The following is an 11,717-nucleotide window of genomic DNA, read 5'->3' as shown; positions in this document are numbered from 1 at the left end:
ATTCAACCCGGCGCGTCGATGCGCTAGCCTCGCGCCCGGAATGCCTCACGAGACGAGTGGAACATGACGATGGCGGACGGCTGGCGGCAGAGGTCGCCGGTGGACTTCGTGTGCGAAAAGGCGCCCGCCGTCGGCAGCACCGGAATGGTGGTCACCAACCACCCGCTCGGCTCGGCCGCGGGGGCGGAGATGCTGGCCGCCGGCGGCAACGCCGTCGATGCCGCGGTCGCCTCGCTGCTGGCGCTCACGGTGGTCGAGCCGATGATGGTGGGGATCGCCGGTGGCGGCCTGTCGCACCTGCGCCTCGCCGACGGCCGCCACATCGTGGTCGACGCGCTCGCCGCCGCCCCGGCGGCCACCCATGCCGAGACCTTTCAGCCCGTCTCCGACGAGCCGGCGCGGCGGATGGACACCGTCGGAGACCGCAGCGCCCGCGGACCGGCCGCCGTCGCGGTGCCGGCCAACCTCCTGGGCTGGCATTCCATGCACACGCGCTTCGGCAAGCTGCCCTTCGCCGACGTGGTGGAGCCGGCGATCCGCCTCGCCGCCGGCGGCTTCCGCCTGACGCACTACCTCGCGGGTGCCATCGCCGAGCACGCGGGCGAACTCTCCGGCGACCCGGAGATCGCCGCGCTGTTCGTGCCGGACGGGCGTCCCCGCGCCGCCGGCGAGCGCCTCGTCCAGGGCGCCTATGCCGACAGTCTGCGCCTCGTCGCGCGAGACGGCGCGGCGGCGCTGCACGGGGGGCCGCTCGGCGCCGCGCTGGCGGCCCGCATCCATCGCGGCGCGGCGGACGACGGCTACCTCACCGAGGCCGACCTCGCCGGCGCGCGCGCGATCGACCGGCCGCCCATCGTCGGCACCTACCGCGGCTACGAGATCGTCGGGCCGCCGCCGCCCGCCTCCTCCGGCGTCCACGTGGTGGAGATGCTGAATATCCTCGAGGGGTTCGATGTCGCCGGCCTCGGCTTCGGCACGCCGGACGCGCTGCACCTCCTCGCCGAGGTGCTGACCATCGGCTTCGCCGACCGCCGCCTCTCCAGCGGCGACCCCGATTTCGTCGACGTCCCGGTCGACCGGCTGATATCCAAGGCGTATGCGGCGGCGCGCCGGGCCGAGATCGGCGGCGTGCGCGCGGCCGAGCCGGCGGTGCCAGGCTCGGCCGACACCACCCATGTCACCGTTGCCGACCGCGACGGCAACATCGTGTCGGCGACGCACACCATCAACGGCCTCTTCGGGGCGAAGTTCGTGGTGCCGGGCGCGGGGTTCATCCCCAACAACTACATGATGAACTTCGACCCGCATCCGGGCCGCGCGCTCTCCGTCGCGCCCGGCAAGCGGGTGCCGACATCGATGGCACCGATGATCGTCACCAAGGGGGGCCGGCCCGCCTTCGCGCTCGGCCTGCCGGGGGCGCTGCGGATCTTTCCCTCCGCCTTCCAGGCGATCGTCAATCTGATCGACCACGGCATGAGCCTGCAGGAAGCGGTCGAGGCGCCGCGGCTCTTCACCGAAGGTCACGTCCTCGAGCTGGAGGCCGGCTATGCGGGCGCGCGGTCGGCGCTCGAGGCGATGGGCTACGAGATCGCCATCGTCCCCCATGTCGCCGGCGGCATGAACGCGGTCGGCTTCGAGGCCGGCGGGACGATGACCGGCGCCGCCTGCTGGCGCGCCGACGGCACGGCGCTGGCGATGGGCGGCGGGCTGGCGCGGCCGGGCGTGCGCTTCTACACCGGCACCGCGCCCGATACCCCCGATGCGCCAACCGAGGCCGCCCCGCAATGAGCGACACGATCGTCTTCCTCGACCCGATGGACGAAGCGCGGCTCGCCCGCATCGCCCCGCTGGTGCCGGCCGGCTTCGCGCTGGACAGCGCCACCAGCCGCGCTCCGGACGACCAGCTGGAGGCGATCCGCGGCGCCCGGTTCGCCGTCACCGGGGACGTGGCGGTGACCGCCGAGATGATGCGCGAGGGCGCCGCCAACCGCCTGCTCGCGGTCCACAAATGGGGCGTCGGCTACGACAACATCGACCTCGAGGCCGCGCGCGCGTGCGGCGTTCGGGTGATGCGCACCACCGGCGGCAACGCCGTGCCCGTCGCAGAGGCCGCGCTGGCGCTGATGCTGGCGGTCAACCGGCAGACGGTGGCCGGGCACCTCGCGGTGCTGGACGGCCGGTGGGCGAAGGGCGAGCTGGGGCCGAAGATGTTCCGCCTTTCGGGTCAGACCGTGGGTCTGGTGGGGCTCGGCTATATCGGCAAGGCGCTGGCGCGGCTGCTGGCCGGGTTCGGGTGCCGGGTCCTCTACGCCAAGCCGCGCCGCGAGCCCGACGCGGAGGCCGACCTCGGCGTCGTCCACGTACCGCTTCGCGAACTCCTCGAGGCCTCGGACGTGGTGTCGCTGCACTGCGCCCTGACCGCACAGACACGCGGGCTCATCGGCCGTCGGGAATTGGCGCTGATGAAAAAGGGGGCCATCCTCGTCAACACGGCGCGGGGCGGCATCGTCGACGAGGCTGCGCTGGCCGAAGCGCTCACCGCCGGGCACCTGCGGGGGGCGGGGGTCGACGTCTACGAGACCGAGCCGGTGCCGCGGGACAACCCGCTCGTCGGGCATCCGGGCGTGATCTCGACGCCCCACATCGCCGCTCTCGCCGCCGACAACTTTGAACCGACGATCCGCCGCATCATGGCGAACCTCGTCAGCGTGGCGTCCGGCGAGGTCCTTCCCGAGCAGGATGTGCTGGTCTGACCGCGCCCGAACCTGGCGCGGGAACAGAATATTCTACCAAAGTGGTAAACAGCTCCGCCGGCACGTCAGGCTGTGATGGATCGAAACGCTCGCCACACCGTTATCCAGCAGTACCGGAGGGTTTCATGCGCCGCGCGCCTAGCAGTTTGACAAATATGCGACATGGCGCCGGGGCAATCAGGCACCCGCTTCAGTTGCATACCTGACCCTCATGTTATGCATGGCGCGACACCTAACAAAATTGAATAGCAGAATATCAACGTTGGCGTATCCTTCGGATATCGCTCATCAACCCAAGGATACTGGGCATTCAGCCGCGCCATCCCTGATGTCCAGTGCAATTAACGGTCGATTTCATCACATTTTTGCCCGTCTAACCGTCGGGTTTCGCACCTTGATCGGGATCGGCTTCCTTTATAGGGTGCTTTTCTCAGCGACGCGGATCATTCGTGAACCGAGAAGAGTGGCGGAAGTCCCTGTCCGCTCACTGAGATCGACACCTGCAACGCGGCTCGTTCCCCCGGGCCAGAGACCAGAGGTGAAAATGCGTAGCTTTGGAATTTTGCTGGGCGCCGCGGCCTTCGCGTTCAGCGTGCAGTTCGCCCCGGCTCAGGCTCAAGATCTGACCGGCGAAGAAATCAGCTTCGAGGTGGCGAGCCTCAAGCAGGATCTCGAAGTCCTGCCGACCTCGTTCACACCCAAATCGATCCTGAACGACATCCGTGACCAGGTCGGCTCGATCGTCACGGCGTCGTTCGAGAGTTACATGACGTATCTGCGTCGCTCGTTTAACCCCACTCGCAACGTGTTCGAGAACGAGACGAACATCTTCGACTACGCCCGAAACCTGGGGTACACGCCACGCGGCAATTCGCTGCTCGGTGCCCTGTTCCGGCCAGACTTCGAGGATCCCGCGTTGACGCGCGACGAGCGCGGCCGGGTCCGCGGGTTCGTGCGGCAGCGTCTGATCGAGATCGGTGCCAATCAGTACCGGATCAACTTCGTGCTGCGGAAGATCTACAATCTTCGCAACCCGAACGACGGGCCTCTCAACCCGGCGCCTCCGGTCAGCCCCAGCTAATCACCTCAGTCAAGGGACGCCGGCAACTAGGCTCGCCGGCGTCGCGCCCTCCGTTGCGGCGCGCTCTCCTTCTGGAATCGTCAGCCTCGGATTTTCATTGCGGGTGATTTTCGTCGTGCAAAATTCCATTGCCCTCCCTGCGAGTGCCGACGCCCCAGTGGATTGTAGCGGCAGCAAGTTGTTTCTCCGCGTGAAGCGTGCCTGCGACATCGGTTTGGCCGTCGTGGCACTCCTGCCGTTCAGTGTCCTCATCCTGGCCGTCTGGCTGATCAACTTCCGTTTCAATCCCGGCTCGTTGTTTTTCCTGCAGCAGCGCATGGGACGTGACTGCAAGCCGTTCACGATCGTGAAGTTCCGCACCATGTTGCCGATCGAAACGGTGCAGCGCGGGTTCGAGGACCCTGTCGAGACCGATCGGATCACGCCGTTCGGCGCGCTGATGCGGCGCACGCGGATCGACGAGCTGCCGCAGATCCTCAACATCCTGCTGGGCCACATGAGCTTCGTCGGCCCGCGGCCGGACAGCTACGAGCACGCCGTCAAGTTCGCTGATCTCGTCCCGGGCTACCGCGATCGCCATCAGGTGCGCCCCGGCATCACCGGCCTCGCTCAGGTCAACGTCGGCTACGCCGTCGGCCTCGACGCGACCACGCAGAAGGTCGCCGCCGACCTCGTCTACATCCGCGACATGTCGGCGCTGCTCGATATGCGGATCATCTTCGGGACGGCTTGGGTCATGGTGTCTGGCTGGGGTTCACGCTAACCCGGCCAAGCGGCTAAACCCAAGGCTGTTGCGGGCGCCGGTCGGTTGCAGTTTGTGGACGCGGCCGGCAGAATTTCGGCTATGATGTGTCGGCCTCGCGTATCGACACCTCGCCCGTACCGCTCATCGGACCCAGCACCTCATGAATCTTCAAGGCCAGGCCAACACCTACGGCGACCAAGATGCCAACGACTATTTCGGCGACGAGGGATCCGACGGTGGCCTGAACCTCAGGGCGATCCTGGCGACCGTGTGGCGGGGGCGCTGGATCATCGCGGTCAGCATGGCCGTGGCGCTGATCTTCGCCTTCATCACGATCTCGCAAATGGTCCCGGTCTACCGGGCGTCCGCGCACATGCTCTTCACGGGCAACAACCAGAACATCACCGACATCCGCGAGGTCGTCCTCACAGACAGTTCGCCGAACCAGCTCAACAACGAGATTCAGATCCTCAACTCGACGAGCTTGCTGGGTAATGTCGCCGACCGCCTCAACCTGCCGGAGCGATACGCGAACGCACCGGTGGACGATTCCTTTGGTATCGCCGACCTGCTCAACTGGCGGACCTACGTCTCGCGCGAGACTCTCGTGACCTTCGGCATCCTCGAGCCGCGCCCAGAGACCGCGCCGGCCAGTCCGGAGGAAGTCGAACAGCGGTACCGGCAGCGAGCGATCGCGTCTCTTCGAGGGTCTCTTTCGTTCCAACCCGTGCCGAACTCACGGGTCATCGTGATTTCCGCGACTAGTCCCAATCCGCGCTACGCCGCCCAGGTGGTGAACGCGGTGACGCAGGCGTTCATCGAGAGCCAGCTCAACGCCGAGGTCGACGCGACGCGGCAAGCGTCCGAGTGGCTGGGCGATCGGATCAACGACCTGCGCATCCGGGTCGAGAATGCCGAGCTGAAGGTCGAAACGGCGCGAGCGAAGCAGGCCGCTGCCGCAGGGCAGACCGCGGAGATTACCGACCAGCAGCTCACCGCGACCAACGGCGCATTGGCCCAGGCGCGAGCCGATCGTTCACAGCTCGAGGTGCGGTATCGCTCGGTGTCGTCGGCGCTGCGGAACTCGGCGATCGACCTCGGCGCTGTCAGCGTGTTCCGGGACGCGCCCGTCATCCAGCAGCTTCGCGCCAAGGAGAGCGACCTGTTGGACCGGGACGCCGCGCTGGAGGAGTTCGCTCGCGACAACCCCAACCGGCGCCGCATCCGCGCGGAAATCGACCGGATCCGGTCGGCGATCCGGTCCGAGGCCGAGCGGATCGTCGCCGCGCTCGCGGCCGACCTCGAGGTGGCCCGCCAGCGCGTTCAGGTTCTGGAGGAGCAGGTGTCGGACCTGGAGGCGGTCAACCAGGAGCAACGCCGAGGCGATGTCGAGCTGCGCCAGCTGGAGCGTGAGGCACAGGCGAGCCGGGTGCTCTACGAAAACTTCCTCGCGCGGCTGGAAGAAACGCAACAGCAGGAGACGCTGATCTCTCCGGACGCGCGCGTGCTGTCGCCGGCGGAAGTGCCGACCATTCCGCAGGGAGGCGGCAAAAAGCGCGTCTTGCTCCTGTGCTTGATCCTCGGCGCGGGCGCGGGCGTCGGCATCGTCTTCCTGCTCGACAAGCTGAACAACACCTTCCGCGGGGTGAAGCAGCTCGAGGACGCGACCGGGCTGCCGGTGCTCGCGGTCCTGCCGTCCGTCGGCAATGCCGTCGACCGCAGCGACGTCATTCGCCAGCTCTACGAGAAGCCGAACGGACGGCTCGCGGAGGCGGTCCGGAACCTGCGCACATCGCTGCTCTTCGCCTCGGCGAAGGCGGCACCGAAAGTCATCGTCTTCACCTCGTCGGTCCCCGGCGAGGGCAAGTCGACGAGCGCGCTGCTGATGGCGCTCACGAGCCAGCAAATGGGCCGGTCCGCCATCATCGTCGACTGCGACATGCGCCTCCGTGCGCTCTCCTCTCTCGTCGAGCACGAGGAGGACCGGCCGGGGCTCCTGTCGGTCCTGAAGGGAACGGCGACGGTCGACGAGGCGGTCGACGTCGACCCCAACACCGGGCTGATGATCCTCGCGGTGCGGCCGGGCGAGGCGGACGGGACGCTGAGCGCTGCCGACATCGTCGCCTCGCGCTACTTCGCCGACCTCGTGGAGCACCTGAGCAAGGTGTTCGACCTCGTCGTGCTGGATACGCCGCCGGTGCTCGCCGTGTCGGACGCGCGCATCGCCTCCAGTCTCGCCGACGCGATCGTCTACGCCGTGCTGTGGGACGGCACGCCACGCGGCGCGGTCGCCGAGGGCCTGCGCGAGCTGCGCTCGGTGGAGGCCCCGATCGCCGGGCTCATGCTGACGATGGTGGACAGCGAGAAAGTGGCCTCTTACGCCTACGAAGGCTACGGGCACTATCGCGCCCGCTATGGCGAGTATTATTCCTGAGAAGACGTGACGCGGCCGGGGTGCTTCGCCGGCCCGCGTCACGCGGCGCCCCCCACCTCACAGGGCTGTGATCCGCAGCACTCCGCGCTGCCGTTATCTTACCCACCTGTTTCTCAATACTCCGCAGGAGCGCATTGAGAAACCTATGCCAACCGTCAGATCCATCACAGCATGTGTCGTGTTGCTGGCGTCCACTGCCGCCATCGCGAACGTGACACCGCGGCATCTCGTGCGCGAGAACGCCGTCGCCGACGGTACCGAAGCCCCGGTGGCCGACGCGCGGCATCGGCGCCGCGAGCATTGCTCCTACCAGACCCTGCGCGTTTGGGACGACTACCCGAAGACCTTCGTCACGCGCCGCGTGCGAGTGTGCTGGCCGCATCTGTGACGTCGCCGGGCGCGGCGCCGCGGATGCTGCGAGGCGCTGTCCCCGGGCCCGATCGGCCCCTAGATTGAGGGCGATGCAGGCCTTCGCTCACCTCCTCGATCGGCTCAGCTACGAGCCGCGCCGCAACGGCAAGATCGCCTTGATGGAGGCATACTTCCGCGCCACGCCCGATCCGGAGCGCGGCTACGCCCTCGCCGCGCTGACCGACGCGCTCAGCTTCCAGAACGCCAAGCCGGGTCTGATCCGCGCGCTGATCGCCGAGCGCACCGATCCGGTCCTCTTCGCCCTCTCGCGCGACTATGTCGGCGATCTGTCCGAGACGGTCGCGCTGATGTGGCCGCGGCGCCCGCCCGCCGGGTCGAGCGTGCTGATCGGCCACGACAATCCGCCGGAGAGCCCGCGATTGTCCGCGGTGGTCGAAACGTTGACCACCGGGGGAAAGGCCGCGCTGCCCGGGCAGCTGGCGCAGTGGCTGGACCATCTCGACGAGAAAGGCCGCTGGGCGCTCTTGAAGCTCATCACCGGGTCGCTGCGCGTGGGAGTCTCGGCCCGCCTCGCCAAGACCGCGGTGGCGCGGCTCGGCGCGGTGGAGGTCAACGCCGTGGAGGAGGTCTGGCACGGCCTTTCCCTCCCCTACCGGCCGCTGTTCGACTGGTTGGAGGGGCGTGCCCCGGCCCCATCGAACGTCGACCCGGCGCCGTTCCGTCCGCCGATGCTCGCCAACCCCACCGATCTCGACGAGCTGACCCGCACGCTCGACCCGGCCGAGTTCCGGGCCGAGTGGAAGTGGGACGGTATCCGCATCCAGGTCGCGGCGGGGCGCGACGACAGCGGGCGGCGCGTCGCCCGGCTCTATTCGCGCTCCGGCGAGGACCTGTCCGCGACCTTTCCCGACGTGATCGACGCGGTGGACTTCGAGGGCGCGCTCGACGGCGAACTGCTGATCGCGCGGGACGGCGCGGTGCAGTCCTTCAACGTGTTGCAGCAGCGGCTCAACCGGAAGACCGTCAGCGCCAAGATGCTGCGCGAATTCCCGCCGCTGGTGCGCTGCTACGACATTCTGGCCGAGGGCACCGAGGACCTGCGCGCCCTCCCCTTCGACGAACGGCGCGCACGGCTGGAGGCGTTCGTCGCCGGCCTCGGGCCCACCTTCGACCTCTCGCCTCAGGTGCGCTTCGTCACTTGGCAGGACGTGGCGGCGGCGCGGGCCGACCCGGCGTCGGCGGGTGCCGGCGAAGCGGCCGCCGCCGTGGAGGGCGTAATGCTGAAGCGGGGCGACAGCCCCTACGTACCCGGCCGCCCCAAGGGGCCGTGGTTCAAGTGGAAGCGCGACCCGCACGTCGTCGACGCGGTGCTGATGTATGCCCAACGCGGGTCCGGCAAGCGCTCGTCCTTTTATTCGGACTATACGTTCGGGGTGTGGGTCGACGGGGACGAGGGCGCGGCGCTGGTCCCCGTCGGCAAAGCCTACTTCGGCTTTACCGACGAGGAGCTGAAGGAGATCGACAAGTTCGTTCGCAACAACACCATCAACCGCTTCGGACCGGTGCGGGAGGTGGTGCACACGCCGGACAGCGGGCTGGTGCTGGAGGTCGCGTTCGAGGGCCTCAACCGCTCGACGCGCCACAAGTCCGGCGTCGCGATGCGGTTCCCGCGTATTTCGCGCCTCAGGTGGGACAAGCCGCCGGCGGAGGCCGACCGGATCGAGACGCTGACCCGGCTCCTGGCGCAGGACGAGGCCGCGGGCGGTTAGCCCCCGCGCCGGCGTCAGGCCTTGTCGTACTTGTCCAGCATGTCGAGTTCGTCGTGGATGACCTCGATGATCGATTCCAGGACGTGCGCCTGATAGTTCAGCTCGCGGCGGCGCTCGGCGATTTCCTCGGGCGTGCTGCTGGCCTCCAGCGGCTGGACCTTCAGGTCGAACGGGATCGGGTTGTGCAGGTAGTCCTGGATGCCCTGCAGGCGCTCCAGCTTCTCCGCCATCCGCTCCTGCAACGCGATCTCGGCCTCGTCCTCCTCCTCCGGGAGCGGGGCGACGGGTGGCGGCGCGGTGCGCGCACGGGCGAAGGGGCGCCCCGGCGGCGGCGCGGCCGGCTCGCTCGTTACGGTGGACGCCGCTGTCTGACGGTCCTCGACGTTCGCGCCTGCGTCTTCGCCGTTCTGTCCCATGCCGATCCTTGATTCCCTCGCGTCACACCTGCCGCGCGTATCACACAAATGTCGGGCGCTCACAGGGCCGGCGGGGCGCCGGGCCTGCGGTTTCGCCCACTTTTGGCCACGATGGCGATGCTTATAGGCACCGAAAGTTTCGACCGCGGCCGCGATTTCAACCTTGTTTTGGAGCAACGATTTCGTCAACGCAAAGCTCTGCTGCGCACGGCTGTTCACATATCGGCGATAATGCCTTTCCAGCGCTAGCTCTTTCCTGCACTTCAGCTTTACCGATGTTGCAAGGAACAATGTCACACGCTATCAGGCACCGGTCGAGCCAGACGGCAGGCGAGCGGCCCCGCGGCACGACCATTTCCTGTGAGGCGGGTCGCGCGCAACGGCAATATCTGGTGCGAACACGGCATGATACTTGTTTGTCGGCATGAAGTTTCGCACGCGCGATGTCAGTGGGTCGGTCGCAGCATCGACGACGGTTTGAACGAGGTAGTATGATGCCGAAACGAGCGCTCATGATCGGTCTGGACGGGGCGACGTTCACCCTGCTCGATCATTTCATCGAGAAGGGCGAGATGCCGTTCCTGGCGTCCATGATGGAGAGCGGCGTTCGGGCGATCCTCAAGTCCACCCGCAACCCGCTGACGCCGCCGGCCTGGACCTCGATGGTCACCGGCCGCAGCCCCGAAGCGCACGGCATCTACGACTTCATGCGCCCCGCCTTCACCGAGGACGGCGGCGTCTTCCTCAAGATCAACGACAATCGCGACAATCACTGCGAGTCGATCTGGTCGGTCGCCAACCGGGCGGGCCTGCGCGCCACGACGCTCAACTTCTTCGGCCATGCGCCGGCGCCGGAAGTCGACGGCTACCTCATCTCCGGGTTCGTTCCCTGGCGGCACCTGCGCCACGGCATGTACCCCAAGTCCCTGCTGGACGACATCAAGGCGATGGACGCCTTCGACTACAAGATGCTCGGCATGGACATCGGCGAGGAGAAGAAGTGCATCCAGGGCCTCAACCAGGGCGAGCAGGAGCCCTGGATCGACCTGCAGAACGACCGTGACAAGGCCTGGGCCGACCTCACCTGCCACATGATGAAGACCGACCGGACCGAGCTGACCGCCGTGGTGCTCGACGGGCCGGACAAGATGCAGCACATCTTCTGGCGCTACCTCGACCCGGCCTACCTCGACCCCGAGGCGAGCGAGTACGACCAGCAGCTCGCCGACCGCTGCCTCGACTTCTACCGCCGGCTCGACGTGAACCTGAAGAACATGGTCGACGCCGCCGGGCCGGACACCGACATCGTCATCACCTCCGATCACGGCTTCGGGCCGACGACCGAGGTGGTCTACCTCAACGAGTGGCTGGCGCGGAACGGCTACCTCTTCTGGCGCGACTCGGCCGAGGCGGACTCCAACAACCAGCTCACGACCGAGAAGTTCAAGGACCACCTGTCGATGGTGGACTGGAAGAAGACGGTGGCCTTCGCGCCGACGCCGTCGTCCAACGCGATCTTCGTCAAGAAGGACAACGGGTCGGGCTACGGCATCAAGGACGACGAGTATCTCGACTTCATCCTGAAGCTGAAGGCCGAGCTGCTGGCGGCGACCGATCCGGCCGACGGCAAGCCGATCTTCCACGGCGCCGAGACCAACAAGCTGCGCGGCACCACCTTCGTGGAGCCCTGCCCCGACATCACCGTGCGCCTGCGCGACGGCGGGTTCGTGTCGATCCTGAAGTCGAACGAGGTCGTCTCGCAGCGGCCGAAGGCGGAGGGCACGCACCGGCCGGACGGCATCTTCATCGGCTACGGGCCGAGCTTCAAGAAGGGCGAGACGCTCGGCGACCTCAACCTCCTCGACGTCGCCCCGCTGCTGCTGACGCTGATCGACGTTCCGGTCCCGCGCGACATGGAGGGCAAGGTGCCGACCGCCGCGCTCGCCGAGGCGACCGAGGTGAAGACCGGCGAGGCCACCCAGGCGACCGCCGAGCGCAAGGACGACGACGGCCCCAGCGAAGAAGAGCGCGAGGCGCTGATGAATCAGCTGAAGATCCTCGGCTATATGGACTGAAGACGGAGGGTGATCCTCCGTCCTCCCAGGGTTATCCGGAGGCTGGTGTCGGCATGAGGCGCTCCGTCCTGC

General features: G+C 67.5%; 9 protein-coding genes. 8 read left to right on the top strand and 1 reads right to left on the bottom strand.

What is annotated here, in order from left to right; translation table 11 throughout:
* Positions 1-69 precede the first annotated feature (69 nt).
* From ggt to MRB58_RS13330, 7 genes are all read left to right on the top strand, one after another.
* On the top strand, positions 70-1,788 hold the full coding sequence (gene ggt, locus MRB58_RS13360) for a gamma-glutamyltransferase (RefSeq protein WP_244781985.1): 1,719 nt from the start codon (positions 70-72) through the stop codon (positions 1,786-1,788).
* Complete coding sequence (locus MRB58_RS13355) at positions 1,785-2,753, top strand: NAD(P)-dependent oxidoreductase (RefSeq protein ID WP_244777623.1); 969 nt, start codon at positions 1,785-1,787, stop codon at positions 2,751-2,753. Before ggt ends, MRB58_RS13355 begins: the two co-directional genes overlap by 4 nt.
* A 538-nt stretch (positions 2,754-3,291) precedes the next feature.
* Positions 3,292-3,834, top strand: coding sequence for a hypothetical protein (locus MRB58_RS13350; RefSeq protein WP_244777622.1), 543 nt, complete (start codon positions 3,292-3,294; stop codon positions 3,832-3,834).
* A 103-nt stretch (positions 3,835-3,937) separates the two neighbouring features.
* Positions 3,938-4,597, top strand: coding sequence for a sugar transferase (locus MRB58_RS13345; RefSeq protein ID WP_244781984.1), 660 nt, complete (start codon positions 3,938-3,940; stop codon positions 4,595-4,597).
* 142 nt (positions 4,598-4,739) lie between these two features.
* Positions 4,740-7,013: a Wzz/FepE/Etk N-terminal domain-containing protein gene (locus tag MRB58_RS13340; RefSeq protein ID WP_244777621.1), complete on the top strand. Its 2,274-nt coding sequence runs from the start codon at positions 4,740-4,742 to the stop codon at positions 7,011-7,013.
* A 181-nt stretch (positions 7,014-7,194) separates the two neighbouring features.
* A complete protein-coding gene (locus tag MRB58_RS13335) occupies positions 7,195-7,401 on the top strand; it encodes a hypothetical protein (RefSeq protein ID WP_244777620.1) in 207 nt (68 codons plus the stop codon).
* A 73-nt stretch (positions 7,402-7,474) separates the two neighbouring features.
* A complete protein-coding gene (locus MRB58_RS13330; protein ID WP_244777619.1) occupies positions 7,475-9,154 on the top strand; it encodes a cisplatin damage response ATP-dependent DNA ligase in 1,680 nt (559 codons plus the stop codon).
* 14 nt (positions 9,155-9,168) lie between these two features.
* On the opposite strand, the gene MRB58_RS13325 is transcribed toward MRB58_RS13330, so the two are convergent.
* Positions 9,169-9,570, bottom strand: coding sequence for a hypothetical protein (locus MRB58_RS13325; protein WP_244777618.1), 402 nt, complete (start codon positions 9,568-9,570; stop codon positions 9,169-9,171).
* Positions 9,571-10,061: 491 nt separating this feature from the next.
* On the opposite strand from MRB58_RS13325, the gene MRB58_RS13320 reads away from it, so the two are divergent.
* Positions 10,062-11,645 carry an alkaline phosphatase family protein gene (locus tag MRB58_RS13320; RefSeq protein ID WP_244777617.1) on the top strand — a complete coding sequence of 528 codons (1,584 nt, stop codon included), beginning with the start codon at positions 10,062-10,064 and terminating at the stop codon, positions 11,643-11,645.
* Positions 11,646-11,717 lie beyond the last annotated feature (72 nt).

The sequence above is a fragment of the Acuticoccus sp. I52.16.1 genome, assembly GCF_022865125.1.
In the GTDB taxonomy this organism is placed as follows: Bacteria; Pseudomonadota; Alphaproteobacteria; order Rhizobiales; family Amorphaceae; genus Acuticoccus.
This window is presented reverse-complemented; position numbering and strand designations above follow the sequence as displayed.